This window comes from Blautia sp. MSJ-9 (assembly GCF_018919065.1).
Classification (GTDB): domain Bacteria; phylum Bacillota; class Clostridia; order Lachnospirales; family Lachnospiraceae; genus Blautia_A.
This window is the reverse complement of the sequence record NZ_JAHLQG010000017.1, coordinates 40,885-57,083: the sequence shown is the minus strand read 5'-3', so window position 1 is coordinate 57,083 and position 16,199 is coordinate 40,885. Positions and strand designations below refer to the sequence as shown.

Below are 16,199 nucleotides of genomic sequence, written 5' to 3'. Positions count from 1 at the left end.
GTAAATTTTGTTGTTTCGGTTTTAAATATTCGCTGGATTCAAGAAGTAATTATTCGGTTATGAGCAAACAGTATCTGGCAGTTGGGAAAAAATAGCAAGAGGAAAAATGATTGAAAACAGAGGGTGTAAGTTTTTTACGCATTCCTCTGTTTTTCAAAAATTACAAAAATAAAAAAGTTATACAAAATTAACTTGACAGAATATCTCAAATAGTATATATTAAGACATGAAGTTAGAGATGAATAACTTGCTCCGCTGCAGGTCTTCCTGCAGCCGCAAATTCAAGCCTTACGGTACACAAGAAGCAATGGAATGTTTCGTAAAGCTTTATTTTTTGACGGCTAGTTAGCATATACTAACTTATATTCTGCCATTGAGAAAGGAAACCTGACATGCTGGAGAAATCTGTGATCGAACATTGCTCGCCTACATTAGCATCTATTAAAACCGGAAATCTTTTTACATATAAATATGAATCTGAGGAAGAATTATGGAAAAGCGTGGAAGGCTTTAATGAATGTGTAAGAGAAAAAGGTGTTTCCCTCACAGTACTTCGCAAAAGCGAGAGCAAGGCATTAATCTATGTCTGCCGTTTTTCCAGTCTGGAGAGAGATCTGAAGAAACCTGGTGTAGCGAATTTCATGAAGAAATATGGATATGAGAGTACAGAACCGGCATACGCGCTGGAGAGACTGAGAAGCCGTCTGGCACAGCGGGAAGATTTTCCTCATGAGATTGGGCTGTTTCTGGGATATCCACTAGGGGATGTGATCGGGTTTATCAAGAATGCAGGGCAGAATTGTAAATGCGTAGGATGCTGGAAGGTTTACTGCAATGAATGTGAGGCAGTAAAAGCTTTTGCAAGATTTAAGAAATGCACCAGTGTATATGTACGTCTCTGGAATCAGGGCAGAAGTGTACGCCAGCTGACAGTGGCAGCATAAGAAAGAAGCTGTATAACAGCAATATACCCGGGACAGAGAGTCCATTTAAGAATCAGTATAATAGAAAAGCCGTACGACTTTTTATTATAATAAATTATGGCTTTGCGGCAAAGAGGAAGCAGAGCGAATTTTAAGGAGGATTTTAATCATGAGTAAAGTAGCAGTTGTATATTGGAGCAGCACAGGAAACACAGAGGCAATGGCAAACGCAGTTGTAGACGGAATCAAAGAAAAAGGCGGAGAAGCTGTTCTTCATACCTGCGAGGATTTTGACGGATCTAAAGTAGCTGAATATGATGCAATCGCTTTCGGATGCCCTGCAATGGGAGATGAAGTTCTCGAAGATACAGAATTTGAGCCAATGTTCGACGGATGTAAAGATGCCCTGAAAGGCAAAAATATCGCTCTGTTTGGTTCCTATGGATGGGGAGACGGCGAATGGATGCGCAACTGGGAAGAGTCCTGTAAAGAAGCAGGCGCAAATCTTGTATGCGACAGCGTAATCTGCCAGGAAGAGCCAGATGATGAAGCAACAGATGCATGCAAAGCTTTGGGTGCTGCATTAGTATAATAGAATAAGTAAGAAATATTGGGAGACTGCCTGCATGAAAGTGTGGCAGTCTCTTTTTTGTGATTTGTCAAAATCAGGTAAACACCCTGCTTCAATGCAAGAAAGTAAACAGTGTGGATTGTGTAAAAATGGTAATGGCAGTTAATTCAAGTTAGTAAGGTTTCATGTTTATGAAGGATTCGATATTCTCTTGGTATACACCCATAACATTCCGCAAAATATTTGGAAAAATAACTCAGATGATTAAATCCGCACAGCATAGCAATTTCCGTAATACTTTTCTGGGTAGTGCACAGAAGCTGACAGCTGATCTTTAACCTATATGCGTTCAGAAAGTCAACGGGCGACTGCTGCATATAATGTTTAAAGATCTGGCAACATTTACTGCGTCCGACATGTCCGGCAGCAGCAATATCATTGAGTGATATTTTTTCAGGATAATGCTGATAAATAAAAGACACCATATCTTTCTGAAGAGTCAGATCCTGATTAATTTCTTCAGCATGTTCAGAAACTGCCAACAATCCGTTTTGGATCAGATATCCCCACAGCTGTAACATAATACCGGTTACCTGCAGCTCATAGGCAGGGGAATTCTGTTTTTTCAATTCAACAATCCGTTGTAATTTTTCTGCGGCTTTTCTACCACTTGTATCTTTTGCGCAAAAATGCAGATATTCCAGAGCACTGTTCTCGAGAAATGGTGCAAAATACTGCTCATAAAGGAGTTGATTATTTCCAAATAAAGAAGGATGAAATAAAATGCAGACAAAATAGCAGTCCTGCTGTTCATAGGCATATCCATAATGCATCTGTCTCGCATTGACCATCAGAGAGTCACCTTCATTTAAAACAAGTCTCTTTCCATTCACATAATATCTCATTTTTCCATTGATAACATAGATCCATTCGATGTCATCATGCCAGTGACAGGGAGCACACATATCATAATAAGAAGAAAGATGTGCAGCTCTGATATACAAAGGAATTCCGGCTCGATCATAAGGAATCACTTCGGAGGAATCCGGCATAAGTTCTGTTTTAATCAAACTCAAAAAACTCACCTCGTGTACGATTTTTATAAAAATTAAAGATTATTCTGATAGATTTCTGTATCTGTGAATACTATAATTATAGCATCTGCAGAAGTAAAAAATCAATCAGAGGGACATATGAAATCAGAAAAAAGAATATTTTACAGAAAGTTATGGGGACTGATACTTCCGATCACGATCCAGAATCTGATGACAGCACTGGTAAGCGCATCCGATGCTTTTATGCTTGGATTTGTCAATCAGACATCTTTGTCTGCGGTTTCACTTGCAACGCAGGTTCAGTTCGTACATAATCTGTTTATGCTGGCACTCACCATAGGGGCAACGACTCTGGCGGCGCAGTACTGGGGCAAAGGCGATACGGATTCAGTTGAGGAGATCCTGGCGATTGTTCTTAAGATTTCCATGGCAGTTTCGTTTGTATTTTTTGCAGCTGCAATGTTTTTCCCCAGAAGTCTTATGAGGATCTTTACAGATGATCAGGAACTGATCCGGGCAGGGATTCCTTATCTTCGGATTGTAAGTGCATCCTATTTGTTTCTTGGATTTTCGCAGATTTATCTCTGCATTATGAAAAACAGCGGAAGAACTGCAAGAAGCACTGTATATGGCTCAGTAGCAGTAGTGATCAATATTGTATTCAATGCGGTCTTTATCTTTGGACTGGCGGGAATTCCGGCTATGGGAATTGCAGGAGCAGCATTGGCTACAACTGTTTCGAGAGCAATCGAATTTTTGCTGACGTTTTATGAGAATACCAAACGTTCTCTGGTTTGTATACGGGTAAAATATATCCGCCACAGTTCAGCAAAACTGAGAAAGGATTTCTGGCATTATACATCACCTATTCTGGAAAATGAACTCAAAGAGCCCTTTCTATACACAGTATAAAATGAATTTTAAACAGAGAATAATTATTTAGTTATGAACAGGCAACGAAACAGATGATTTTATCTGCTTGAGTAACATAAAAATTATAAAATAAAGGAGATACGACAATGAATCAGAGAGAAAGAATGTTAAGCGGACTTCCATATAAGGCATGGTTAGATGGTCTGGAAGAAGACAGACAGGCATGCAAGCAGAAAATTTATGATTTTAATCAGCTGCCGCCATCCAGACAGAGCAAGGAAGCTCCGCAGATGATCAAGAATATTTTTGGAAAAACAGGCGAAAATGTCTGGGTAGAAGCTCCGTTCCACTGTGATTATGGATGGAATATTGAAGTTGGCGAAAATTTTTACTCAAATTATAATCTGACAATCCTTGATGTAGGTAAGGTAACACTTGGAAAAAATGTTCAGATCGCGCCAAACGTGTCTATCTATACAGCAGGCCATCCGGTTCATCCGGACAGCCGTAATTCAGGATATGAGTATGGAATTCCTGTAACAATAGGCGATAATGTATGGATCGGTGGAAACACAGTAATCCTTCCGGGAGTTACCATTGGTAATAATGTAGTAATTGGTGCCGGAAGTGTGGTCTCCAAAGACATTCCGGACAATATGATCGCAGTTGGAAATCCATGCAGAGTAATCCGTGAGATCACAGATGAAGACAGGATCTATTATTTCAAAAAACAGAAATTTGATGAAGAAGCATGGGAAGAAGTAAAGAATAAAAATAAATAAAAGACTTTGTCAGGGTTGCTGTATAAGAAAAAACTTATGTAGCAACTTTTTTGTCTCTGAAGTAATCAGACGTAGGTTCTGCAAACAGGAGTTTTTTAGGATTCTTTTTGGGATATGTTGCAAAATGACAGAAAAGAGGAGTTTTTGCGCATGACAGAGGAAAGGAAGTGTGGTATGATGAATTCATACATAAAAAATTCGCACAATTTAACCGGATCAAGTAAATCACCTGATTCAATTGCAAAAAGAAATAAGCAGTTATTTGGTTATGAGCAAGTAAGTAGCGAAACGGATAATTTTATTCGCTTGATTAAATCAGACAAGTAAAAAACTGGATAATTATGTAAAGAAGATAAAATTTGCGCTATGAAAGGAGATATATTTATGGGATTAATAAAAGCAGCAGCCGGCGCGTTTAGCGGCACAATGGCGGATCAGTGGAAAGAGTTTTTCTACTGTGATGCGATTGATAAAGATGTCCTTGTTGTAAAAGGTGAGAAGAGGGTAAGCGGACGTTCCTCAAATAAGAAGGGCAGTGACAATATCATTACAAGCGGTTCAGGAATCGCAGTTGCAGATGGTCAGTGCATGATCATTGTAGAACAGGGAAAAGTGGTAGAAGTATGTGCAGAGCCTGGACAGTTTACTTATGACGCATCCACAGAACCGACCATCTTCTCTGGAAGTCTAGGAGATGGGATCCGCAGAACCTTTGAGACAGTAAAGAAACGTTTTGAGTACGGCGGTGACACAGGCAAAGACCAACGCGTTTATTATTTTAATACAAAAGAGCTGGTGGATAATAAATTTGGTACAGCTAATCCAATTCCGTTCCGTGTTGTAGATAGGAATATCGGTCTTGATATTGATGTATCTGTACGCTGTAACGGTGTGTATTCTTATAAAATTGTTGACCCGCTTCTATTCTATACCAATGTATGTGGTAATGTTGAGATGCAATATGACAGAGAAGAGATCGAGGGACAGTTAAAGACAGAGTTTATCAGTGCCCTTCAGCCTGCATTTGCAAAGATTTCAGAACTCCAGATCCGTCCAAGTGCGATTCCGGGTCATGTACAGGAATTATGTGATGCCATGAATGAGGCACTTACAAAGAAGTGGATAGAGACCAGAGGTCTTGCAGTTGTTTCCATTGCAATGAATCCTGTAACACTTCCAGAAGAAGATGCACAGATGATTAAAGATGCGCAGAAGAATGCGATTCTGCGTGATCCGACCATGGCAGCAGCTACTCTTGCAGGGGCACAGGCAGACGCGATGAAAGCAGCAGCATCTAACACGGCAGGTGCTATGAAGGGTTTCATGGGAATGGGCATGGCAAATCAGGCCGGTGGAGTCAATATGCAGAATCTTTATCAGATGGGAGCACAGCAGCAGGCAGCACAGGCACAGGCGGCTGCGAAAATGCAGCCGGCATCCGGTGCAGGCACATGGAAATGCGAATGCGGTGCAGAGAATACCGGAAAGTTCTGTTCAGAATGTGGAAAACTGAAACCACAGCCAGCGGAGTGGACATGCAGCTGTGGTACAGTAAACACCGGAAAGTTCTGTTCAGAGTGTGGAAGCCCAAGACCAGCTGGCAAATGGATCTGCAGCTGCGGCACAGAAAATACCGGAAAGTTCTGCGCAGAATGCGGAAAACCAAGACAGTAAGAGAATACAGTACAAGGGGGAGAACCTATGTCTGATTTAAAAGAATACAAATGCCCTGCCTGTGGTGGCGCAATAGAATTCGACAGTAAATCACAGAAAATGAAATGCCCGTACTGTGATACAGAATTCGAAGTAGAAACTTTGAAAGAGCTTGATGAGCAGATGAAGCGGGAAGCCAGGCAGGAAGATGATCTGTCAGGCTGGCAGACAGATGCAGGTGGAGAATGGCAGGAAGGCGAAACAGATGGAATGAGCGTTTATACTTGTCAGTCCTGCGGTGGTGAGATCATTGCAGATGAGACAACAGGTGCATCTAATTGTCCATATTGTGGAAATCCTGTAATTATGACAGAGAAATTCAAGGGAGACCTCAGACCGGATCTGGTAATTCCGTTTAAACTGGACAAAAAAGCAGCAAAAGAGGCCTACTATAAACATATTAAAGGAAGACGGCTTCTGCCGAAAGCATTCCGTAAGGAAAATCACATAGATGAGATCAAGGGAGTATATGTTCCGTTCTGGCTTTTTGATGCAGATGTTGATGCAAATGTGCGTTATAAAGCGACAAAGGTGAGGATGTGGAGCGACAGTGACTATGACTATACAGAAACCAGCTATTATTCCGTAGAAAGAAGCGGTGATATGTCATTTGCTGCTGTACCGGTAGATGGTTCAGAGAAAATGCCAGATGATCTTATGGAGTCTATCGAGCCGTTTAATATGGCAGAAGCAGTAGATTTCCAGACAGCCTATCTCTCTGGATACCTGGCAGATAAGTATGATGTCAGTGCAGAGAAGAGTGTGGAGAGAGCACATGTCCGCATGAGACAGAGTGCAGAGGATGTACTGGCAGATACAGTGAAAGGATATGCAACTGTAGAGCCGGAGAATACAAATGTGCGTATGTCCGGAGGCAAATCCCAGTATGCGTTGTATCCGGTATGGATCCTGAATACAACCTGGAAAGGTGAGAAGTACATATTTGCCATGAACGGACAGACCGGAAAGATGACCGGTGATCTTCCGGTAGACGAGAAGATCTATCGAAAATGGCTGTTAGGGATGACGATAGGATTTACAGCTCTTGCTTATCTTGTTGGAATGCTGATTTTTTAGGAGGACGAAGAATGTTAAAGAGAAAGATCATACCTGTATTTCTGGCTTCTGTCCTTGCTGTATCAGGGACTACAGGATTTTCGGCCGGAGTTTTTTCGGAGAATGTTTATGCGTCAGAAGAAGCACATACACAGAGGCTGGCGGATTTTGCTGATCTGCTGGACGCGGATCAGAAAGAAGAACTGGAAGTAAAGCTGGATCAGATCAGTGAAAATTATGACTGTGATGTTGTAGTTGATATAGAAGAGAGCATAGACGGTATGGATCCGACAGCCTATGCAGACGATTTCTTTGATTACAATGATTACGGAATGGGAAATGATAAGAGCGGTATTCTTTTTATGTTGACCATGTCTGAACGTAAATGGGCGATATCCACTCATGGAGAGGCTATCAGCATTTTTACTGACGCGGGACAGGAATATATCACAGATAATATTGTATCGTATTTTTCTGATGGAGATTATTACGAAGGTTTTACGCAGTTTGCAGATCTGTGTGAGAAATTTATTGTTCAGGCGCAGAGTGGGGAACCTTATGATACCGGAAATCTGCCGGAGGAAGAAATACCCTTTTATATTTCGTTTCTTATCGCGCTTGTGATCGGCTTTGGCATTGCGCTGATCGTATCTTTGGTGATGAGAAGCGGAATGAAGACAGTTCATATGAAGCCGGATGCAGTAGATTATATGAAAGCGGGAAGTCTTCATATTAACAGGAGCCGTGATATGTTCCTGTATCATCATGTTACACGTACAGCGAAGCCGAAGAATGACAATTCCGGCGGCGGAAGCAGTACACATACAAGTTCTTCCGGTGAGACACATGGAGGTTCCAGCGGCTCATTCTAATAATATATAATAACGAAATCCTGGGTTTTGCAGCTTTGAGAGAAGAATGAAAATCCGGGATTTTTGTTATTTCGCTGAAGCGATCTGCTACAGGTGGAGAATCCTGTTTGCAGGATTCTTTCGTGTAATTTGTGTAATTAGCACAAATCTGACATAGTTCTATAATTCATATCGCGATTTTTGGAAGGGAATTCGTGCAAAATATCAGGATATCAGTTGCAAGACTGGAAAGAATATGCTACAGTACAAGGTGGCTTGTTTTGTATTATCGGGCCTTAAATTGTTATCGTTTATCTTGCAGACGATAATAAAAAACTACAAAACGAAAATAAAATAGAAACGATGGAGAGGACATGAAAAAATACGTTGATAATTTTATGCAATACCGGTTTCTTCTGTCGGAACTGGTAAAAAAAGGAATTAAGCTGAAATACAGACGTTCTTATCTGGGAATTGTATGGTCCATGCTGGAACCACTGCTTACAATGATCGTGCTTACCATTGTATTCGGTACCCTGTATGGAAATACGGACCGCACTTTCCCTGTATATATCCTGACCGGACGACTTCTGTACAGCTTTTTTTCACAGTCCACAAAGGCTGCACTGAAGTCCATCAGACAGAACTCGGCAATGATCAAGAAAGTCTATGTGCCGAAATATTTGTACCCATTGTCCAGCGTGCTTTTTAACTATGTGATCTTTCTGATCTCACTGATCGTGCTGGCAGTTGTAAGTGTAATACTTGGAGTAAAACCTACGATTTATCTGATCCAGGCACCAGTGGCATTGATCCTGATCCTGATCATGTCATATGGATTTGGAATGATCCTGGCAACCATCGGCGTATTTTTCAGAGACATGGAATATCTCTGGTCAGTAGCGCTGATGCTGATCATGTATACATGCGCGATCTTCTATTATCCGACAAAGCTTTTAAAGAGTGGATGGGCGTGGATCCTGAAATATAATCCATTGTACTGTGTAATTGATATTTTCAGATGCTCTGTATTTGGTGAAGTGATGAATATTCATTATTTTGAATATGCACTGGGCTTTTCTGTTCTGATGATGGCAATTGGATTATTCTGCTTTAAGAAGAAACAGGATGACTTTATTCTTTACATTTAAATATCAGAAATAATAAAGAGATTAAATATAAGGAGAAAAGATGAGCAAACAACCGGCTATTATTGTTGACAATGTCAGCATGAAGTTTAACCTCAGCAAAGAGAAGGTAGACAGCCTGAAAGATTACATTATCAAGTCTATCAAAAAAGAGATTAAATATAATGAATTTTGGGCATTACAGAATGTAAGCTTTACAGTGGAAAAAGGAGACAGGGTAGGAATCCTTGGTCTCAATGGTGCAGGAAAGAGTACCCTTCTGAAAGTGATCGCGGGTGTGTTCAAACCGACAGAAGGAACAGTTACCAAACACGGAAAAATGGTTCCTCTTCTGGAACTTGGAGCGGGCTTTGACCCTCAGTATACAGGAAAAGAGAATATTTATCTTTATGGAGCAATGCTTGGATATACCAAGGAGTTTATTGATGAGAAATACGATGAGATCGTAAAATTTTCTGAATTGAAGGATTTTATCGATGTACCGATCAAGAACTATTCTTCCGGTATGAAATCCAGACTTGGTTTTTCTATCGCAACTGTAGTTTCTCCGAAAATCCTGATCCTTGATGAGGTATTATCTGTCGGAGATGCGAAATTCCGTAAAAAGAGCGAGAAGAAAGTACTCAGCATGTTTGATTCAGGAGTGACGGTACTGTTTGTCTCCCATTCTCTTGCACAGGTGCAGAGAATTTGCAATAAGGCGATGATCCTTGAGAAAGGAAAACTGATCGCATACGGAGACATTGATACGATTTCTGAACAGTATGAGAAAATGACAAATTAAGTAAAAGCTGTCCGGAGGGGACTATGCCAAATGGGTTAAAAAAAGAGGATTCAGCAGCATTAAAAGGGTTTGCGGTTTTGCTGCTGATTTTTCATCACTGCTATCGTATGGCAGATAGGATTGAAAAATATAATGTGGATTTATGTGGTCTGACTTCAGAACAGATCGTTGCTGTGGCAGAATGCTGTAAGATCTGTGTGGCGATCTTTGCATTTGTATCTGGCTATGGATTGATGTACGGGTATTCATCCAAAGCAAAGAAAAGAGATCCACAGGTAGTCTCACAATGGATTGCCGGACATGTTCTTTCTACAATGTCCGGTTTCTGGTTTACGGCAGTTATTTCCTATCTGATTTATTATTTGATGAAATTTAAGGATTTTGCTGCATGGAGAGAGGCATTTGGGAAAAATGCGTTTGCTGTAGTGGTAGATATTCTGGGTATTTCGAAGCTTATGAAGACAGATAGTCTGAATGGAGCCTGGTGGTATATGAGTGCTGCCTTTGCCTTTATTATTTTGCTTCCTTTTCTGGAAGCAGTGATCGGCAGGTTCGGAAGTGTATTCTGTATTGCCAGTATTTTTCTGTTTCCGCGAATGATCAAGATGAAATTTCCCGGAGGTTCAAGACCATATTCATTCCTGATGATCTTTGTGATCGGCATGGTGTGCTGCAGACATAATTTCTTTCAGAAATTCCATGAATGGGGACAGACGAAACTGCAAAAAACAGTGAAATTTCTGGGTGTGACAGCTTTGATGTGCAGTGGCTTTTTCTTTTATCATAAGATAGATATGAAGACTTTCTGGGAATTTCAATATGCAGTGGTTCCATTCCTTGTGATCATATTCTGCGTTGAATATCTGTTCAGGATTGTCCCGTTGTCTGCATTTCTCAGATATCTGGGCAGACATTCCATGAATATCTGGCTGGTACATACATTTGTAAGAGACTGGGGAGGTCAATATGTATTTGCCCTTCATAAGTTCTGGCTGATTCCGATCGGAGTTCTGATCATTTCACTTGGAATCAGCTACTGTCTTGATTTTCTCAGGAAAATTACAGGATATGATAAGCTGATACAACTTGCACAAAACAAATTAAAATCACATACTGTTGTGCAGAACGGATAGAAACAGGTGAGGGAGCGCAGGATGAAGATACTTCAGATTGGAATGGGAAATGTGGCCGGAGGTCTGGAAGCATTTGTAATGAATTACTACAGAGTTCTGGTCCATAAGGATGTACAGTTTGATTTTGTATGCATGTATGATAAAATTGCATATGAAGAAGAAATCCGGAGACTGGGCGGAAGAATTTATTATATTCCGAATGTAAAGAAAAATTACCGCGGTTATGTAAGAGAATTAAAGAGAATACTAAAAGAGACAAAGTACGATGTGGTTCATGTAAATATGCTCTCAGCGGCAAATATTGTCCCGCTTCGTATTGCTCATAAGATGAGAGTTCCGAAAGTGATCGCACACAGTCACAGCTCATCCTGCCCAGGATTTATCCGTAAAACAATGGATCAGTGGAACAGACCAAAGATTGCCAGATATGCTACGGACAGAGTTGCCTGCGGTGAGATGGCAGGCAGATGGCTGTTTGGAGACAAGGCATATCAGAATGGTGAGGTTGTCCTGATCAATAATGCGATATATACAGAGCGGTTTAGTTTCTCAGCAGAAGAGAGAACGGAACTTAGAAAAGAAATGGGCTGGGAAGGTAAAACAGTGATCGGTCATGTGGGAAGATTTGATATTCCCAAGAATCATGACCGCATGGTAGATATTATGAACTGCCTTTCTGCAAAAGATAAGAATGTTGTTTTGTGTCTGATCGGACCGAAGGAAGGTCTGTATGGGCAGATCAGAGAGAAAGTTCAGAAGGCAGGTCTGGAAGATCAGATATTTTTTGCAGGAAAGCAGGAGAATGTACCAAGATATCTGTCCGCAATGGATGTCTTTCTGTTTCCGTCGCTTTTTGAAGGGGTTCCTTTTGCACTGATCGAGGCACAGGCGAATGGACTGCCATGTGTGATGTCAGATGCGGTATCTGAGGAAGCGGTTGTTTTTTCAGAGAATGTAAGGCGTCTGTCTCTTCAGACGGAAGATAAGATATGGGCTGATACGCTCATGGAGATGAGCTGCCTGGAGAGAAAATCCCAGAGTGTGATTCATGACAGGATGCAGGAGGCACATTTTGATATTACAACAGAAGCAGAACGTCTCAGAAAACTTTATCTTGGAAACAGATAAAGTTTAAAATGGATAGAAAACGTGAAAACAAACAGGAGCTGTAGAATGAGCAAGATAGATTTTGTACTGACCTGGGTAGACGGGGCAGACAGAGAATGGCAGAAAGAGCGCCGTAAATATAATCCTGCAAAAGGAGCAGATGACTCGGCTGCGAGATACCGCGACTGGGACAATCTTCAATACTGGTTTCGAGGTGTGGAGAAATTTGCGCCGTGGGTGAACCGGATATATTTTGTGACCTGCGGACATGTGCCATCATGGCTGAATACTGCACATCCAAAGCTGAAACTGATCCGTCATTCAGATTATATGGATCCGGAGTATCTGCCTACTTTTAATATCAATTCCATTGAACTGAATTTTCACAGGATCCCGGAGCTTTCAGATCAGTTTGTATATTTTAATGATGATATGTTTCTGCTGAATGCTGTTGCGGAAGAGGATTTCTTTAAGAATGGACTTCCGAGAGACTGCTGTATAGAGACAGCTCTGGTACAGGATGACATCCGAAATCCGTTTGCTGCGATGCTGATGAACGATGCAGCGCTGGTGAATATGCATTATTCCAAGAGTCAGGTGATAAAGAAGCAATGGAAGAAGTGGTTTAGTCCTGCCTATGGAAAGATGGCACTCAGAAATCTTCTGATGCTTCCATACAGAGATTTTTCCAGCTTTAAGTATACACATCTTCCAAGTGCGTTCCTTAAGAGCACTTATGAACAGCTGTGGAAGGAAGAGGGAGAAGTTCTGGATGAAGTCTGCAGAAACCGGTTCCGCACTTCGTTTGATGTGAACCAGTATGTGATGAAATACTGGCAGTATATGGAAGGAAAATTTGTTCCTCAGTCTCCTGGAATTGGCAGATTTTACACTATTGGCCTGCATGATGAACAGATTCATTCTGCAATCAGGGGACAGCAGTGTAAGATGATCTGCATTAATGATACTGCAGAAGTGGGTGACTTTGAGAAACAAAAAAAACGGATCATCGAGTCATTTGAGAGCATTCTGCCGGAGAAATCATCTTTTGAATTATAGTTTGTGCAGCAGGAGGAGAGAATGAGATTAGATTCCATTCAGGAACAATTTAAGAAAAAAGGCATCTGGAATACGATTAGGTATTATTTCTGCCGTGTCATGTCAAAAGCTGCATTGAAACTGGTGGGACCTTTTGCAGCAAAGCATGGAAAAATTCACAGGAATTATCTTGTGTTTAAGAACAGGACCATGCAGGATATGACAGACAATGCCAGAGCTTTCTATGAATATCTGATCCAGAATGAGAAGTATAAAGATTACCGGATCATCTGGATGGTTTCGGATAAAAGAAAATTCCGGAATTATAAATATAAGAATGTAAAATTTGTAACAGCAGAGAGTAAAAATGGCTGGACAAGTCCACTGGCATATTATTACGGGGCTGTTTCCGGATTTTTCTTTTATACGAATAATTCGGCTTATCTGAATCTGCATCACTGTCCCGGACAAGTGACTGTAAATCTGTGGCATGGATGTGGGTATAAAGATGTGCCGAGAGAGAAACATGAGAGTACAGGAGCAAGTATGATGCATTTTGACTATGCACTTGTACCCGGAAAGGCATTTGTGGAAACGAAATCCCGTTACTGGAAATGTCCGAAGGAGAAAGTACTTCCTCTTGGATATCCCAGATATGACTGGATGCTGAGACCATCTATGAGCAGTCAGGAAATAATCCGGAAGCTGCTGGGAATGACGGCTGATAAGATGATCATCTGGATGCCCACATTCCGAAACAGTGAAGTTCTGGACAGTGCGGAGAGCAGGATTCAGTTGCCTTTCCCGTTGCCTGGACTTAGAAACGAAGAGGAACTAAAGCAGCTGGACAGAACTCTTGGCAGGTTGGATATCCTGCTTATCATCAAGAAACATCCGGTTCAGACGGACTGGAATATCCAGGAAGAGGATTTCCGGAATATCCGTTATGTAGATCAGAAACTACTGGATAAAAAAGGAATACAGTTGTATGAACTGATCAGTGCCAGTGATGGCCTGATCTCGGACTATTCTTCAGTTGCAGTGGATTATATGCTTCTGAACCGGCCACTGGCTTTCGTGCTGACAGATATGCAGCAGTATAAAGAAACCAGAGGATTTGTTTTTGAGAAACCGGAGGAGTATATGCCAGGTGAGAAAGTTTATGATCTGAAAGGACTGGAAACTTTTGCAGAGCATATAGCTTCAGGAGAGGATCTGTACCGGCAGGAGAGAGCACGCCTGCTTCCGATCATGCACCAGATGCCTGTAAAAGAGAATTATGCAGAAGCACTGGCAGAATATCTGAAATTATGAGATACTAGGTCTAAATATAAAAGTGATTATGAGTGGCGGTAAATCGAATGGTTTTATCTGCCTGACTGAAATAAAAATATGAGAAATGGAGAGTACTATGGAAAAAGTAATTGGATATACACAGGGAACTTTTGATATGTTTCATATTGGCCATCTGAATCTTATCAAAAATGCAAAACGTCACTGCGATTATCTGATCGTTGGCGTAAATGCTGATGATCTGGTGGAATCATATAAGCATAAGAGACCAATCGTTCCGTTAAATGAGAGAGTGGAGATTGTCCGCGCGATCAAATATGTGGATGAAGTGATCGTTACTACAACTCTGGATAAGAAAGAGGTGTGGGAGAAAGTACGTTTCGATGAAATCTATATTGGAGATGACTGGAAGGGAAATGAGCGTTGGGAAAAAACCGGCAAAGAGATGGAACAGCTGGGAGCAAAGCTGGTATTTCTTCCTTACACAAAAGATACATCATCAACCATGCTTCGTGAGAAATTAAAAGAGTTTTAAGGGGTGTGCATATGGGAATCAAAAAGAGAGTTAAGAAGAAAGTAAAGAAGATCAAGAACGCGGCAAAAAAAATTAAGAACGTTCAGGCTCAGAAGGGCAGAAAGGCAATGCTTTCTGAGTTATGGGCAACGATCACATACGGAATTTACGATGGTCGTACCATCAGGCGGATGAAGAAATTCCCTCCTGCGCTGGTAGAGAACAGGATACTGTTTGAAACCAACGATGATTTTACAGATAATGGACGTGCATTATTCGATTATCTGATCGAGAATGGATACAATAAGAAATATGAGATTGTATGGCTTGTTCATGAACCTGAGAAGTACAAAGAATATGCAGTAGAGAATGTAAAATTTGTAAGAAACTTCAAGAAGGGTTCTACGATCCGAAGAGCAGAAGCATACAAATATGCCCTGACATCCAGATATATTTTCTATACCCAGGCATTCAACTGGATCGGAATGTCCAGAAGAAATCAGCTCTTTGTTGACTTGTGGCATGGATGCGGATATAAGGCAAACAAGAACGGACGAAAGGTATTCTTTGACTACTGTCTGGTACCGGGCGATATTTTCATTAAGACAAAAATGGAATTCTTTGGATGCACTTCCAAGAAGTTACTGCCCTTTGGATATCCGCGTTATGATATGATGCTCAGAGGCTGTGAACGCGCAAATGAATATAAGGAAAAACTTCTCAAAGAGACAAACAGTGACAAATTGATCCTCTGGATGCCGACGTACAGACATGCATCCAGTGAACGTCTCAATGAGGAGACATTAAATAATGAGTTTAATATCCCGATCATTGACGATGCGGATAAGCTTCTGGAGCTGAATAATTTCTGTAAGGAAAATCATATCCTGATCGTGATCAAGAAACATTATCTTCAGATCCCGTATGATTTCGGGGAGAATGTTCTTACAAATATTGTTTATCTGGAGAATAAAGACCTTGCGGATAATGGACTGCAGCTTTATGAGTTTATCAATTGCTCAGACGCACTGGTTTCTGACTATTCTTCTGTTGCTATTGATTATCTGCTTCTGGACAGACCGCTGGGATTCACACTGGATGACTATGAAGCTTATACAGAATCCAGAGGATGGGTATTTGATGATCCGCTGGAATATATGCCAGGTGAGCATATGTATAATATGCAGGATTTTGAGAACTTTATTCTGGATATTAAGAACGGTAATGATAAATATGCAGAACAGCGTGCGGCTGTAAGAGCGAAAACACATAATGTGTGCGATAATTACTGCCAGCGAGTACTTGATTACTTTAATATTACGATGTAATGCTGCAGTATGCCGACGACACGTATTCAT

16 protein-coding genes are annotated in these 16,199 nt (G+C 41.0%); 15 read left to right on the top strand and 1 reads right to left on the bottom strand.

Annotation, left to right across the window (positions count from 1 at the left end):
• The first annotated feature begins 392 nt into the window (after positions 1 to 392).
• On the top strand, positions 393 to 944 hold the full coding sequence (locus tag KQI87_RS04335; protein WP_216459039.1) for a DUF3793 family protein: 552 nt from the start codon (positions 393 to 395) through the stop codon (positions 942 to 944).
• Between the two features lie 148 nt (positions 945 to 1,092).
• Positions 1,093 to 1,515 carry a flavodoxin gene (locus KQI87_RS04330; RefSeq protein ID WP_216459038.1) on the top strand — a complete coding sequence of 141 codons (423 nt, stop codon included), beginning with the start codon at positions 1,093 to 1,095 and terminating at the stop codon, positions 1,513 to 1,515.
• Between the two features lie 146 nt (positions 1,516 to 1,661).
• Here the strand turns inward: KQI87_RS04330 and KQI87_RS04325 are convergent, their stop codons facing one another.
• The gene (locus tag KQI87_RS04325) at positions 1,662 to 2,570 is read right to left on the bottom strand and encodes an AraC family transcriptional regulator (RefSeq protein WP_216459037.1); all 909 of its coding nucleotides are present in this window, start codon (positions 2,568 to 2,570) and stop codon (positions 1,662 to 1,664) included.
• A gap of 117 nt (positions 2,571 to 2,687) precedes the next feature.
• On the opposite strand from KQI87_RS04325, the gene KQI87_RS04320 reads away from it, so the two are divergent.
• The 13 genes from KQI87_RS04320 to KQI87_RS04260 all read left to right on the top strand — a co-directional run bounded on the left by KQI87_RS04320 (position 2,688) and on the right by KQI87_RS04260 (position 16,169).
• A complete protein-coding gene (locus KQI87_RS04320) occupies positions 2,688 to 3,461 on the top strand; it encodes an MATE family efflux transporter (RefSeq protein WP_253292366.1) in 774 nt (257 codons plus the stop codon).
• Positions 3,462 to 3,568: 107 nt separating this feature from the next.
• The gene (locus KQI87_RS04315) at positions 3,569 to 4,204 is read left to right on the top strand and encodes a sugar O-acetyltransferase (protein ID WP_216459036.1); all 636 of its coding nucleotides are present in this window, start codon (positions 3,569 to 3,571) and stop codon (positions 4,202 to 4,204) included.
• Positions 4,205 to 4,588: 384 nt separating this feature from the next.
• Positions 4,589 to 5,878, top strand: coding sequence for an SPFH domain-containing protein (locus KQI87_RS04310; RefSeq protein ID WP_216459035.1), 1,290 nt, complete (start codon positions 4,589 to 4,591; stop codon positions 5,876 to 5,878).
• 27 nt (positions 5,879 to 5,905) lie between these two features.
• Positions 5,906 to 6,994: a hypothetical protein gene (locus KQI87_RS04305; RefSeq protein ID WP_216459034.1), complete on the top strand. Its 1,089-nt coding sequence runs from the start codon at positions 5,906 to 5,908 to the stop codon at positions 6,992 to 6,994.
• An 11-nt stretch (positions 6,995 to 7,005) separates the two neighbouring features.
• Positions 7,006 to 7,845, top strand: a complete 840-nt coding sequence (locus tag KQI87_RS04300; RefSeq protein WP_216459033.1) for a TPM domain-containing protein — start codon at positions 7,006 to 7,008, stop codon at positions 7,843 to 7,845.
• 353 nt (positions 7,846 to 8,198) lie between these two features.
• Positions 8,199 to 8,975: an ABC transporter permease gene (locus KQI87_RS04295; protein WP_216459032.1), complete on the top strand. Its 777-nt coding sequence runs from the start codon at positions 8,199 to 8,201 to the stop codon at positions 8,973 to 8,975.
• Positions 8,976 to 9,015: 40 nt separating this feature from the next.
• Positions 9,016 to 9,756 carry an ABC transporter ATP-binding protein gene (locus tag KQI87_RS04290; RefSeq protein ID WP_216459031.1) on the top strand — a complete coding sequence of 247 codons (741 nt, stop codon included), beginning with the start codon at positions 9,016 to 9,018 and terminating at the stop codon, positions 9,754 to 9,756.
• Between the two features lie 23 nt (positions 9,757 to 9,779).
• Entirely contained in the window at positions 9,780 to 10,889 is a 1,110-nt protein-coding gene (locus KQI87_RS04285; RefSeq protein ID WP_216459030.1) for an acyltransferase family protein, read from the top strand.
• 21 nt (positions 10,890 to 10,910) lie between these two features.
• Positions 10,911 to 12,017: a glycosyltransferase family 1 protein gene (locus KQI87_RS04280; RefSeq protein WP_216459029.1), complete on the top strand. Its 1,107-nt coding sequence runs from the start codon at positions 10,911 to 10,913 to the stop codon at positions 12,015 to 12,017.
• A gap of 45 nt (positions 12,018 to 12,062) precedes the next feature.
• The gene (locus KQI87_RS04275) at positions 12,063 to 13,055 is read left to right on the top strand and encodes a Stealth CR1 domain-containing protein (RefSeq protein WP_216459028.1); all 993 of its coding nucleotides are present in this window, start codon (positions 12,063 to 12,065) and stop codon (positions 13,053 to 13,055) included.
• A gap of 21 nt (positions 13,056 to 13,076) precedes the next feature.
• Positions 13,077 to 14,348 (top strand): CDP-glycerol glycerophosphotransferase family protein, encoded by a 1,272-nt coding sequence (locus tag KQI87_RS04270; protein WP_216459027.1) that lies wholly within the window; start codon positions 13,077 to 13,079, stop codon positions 14,346 to 14,348.
• Between the two features lie 97 nt (positions 14,349 to 14,445).
• On the top strand, positions 14,446 to 14,862 hold the full coding sequence (locus tag KQI87_RS04265; RefSeq protein WP_216459026.1) for an adenylyltransferase/cytidyltransferase family protein: 417 nt from the start codon (positions 14,446 to 14,448) through the stop codon (positions 14,860 to 14,862).
• 11 nt (positions 14,863 to 14,873) lie between these two features.
• On the top strand, positions 14,874 to 16,169 hold the full coding sequence (locus KQI87_RS04260) for a CDP-glycerol glycerophosphotransferase family protein (RefSeq protein ID WP_216459025.1): 1,296 nt from the start codon (positions 14,874 to 14,876) through the stop codon (positions 16,167 to 16,169).
• Positions 16,170 to 16,199 lie beyond the last annotated feature (30 nt).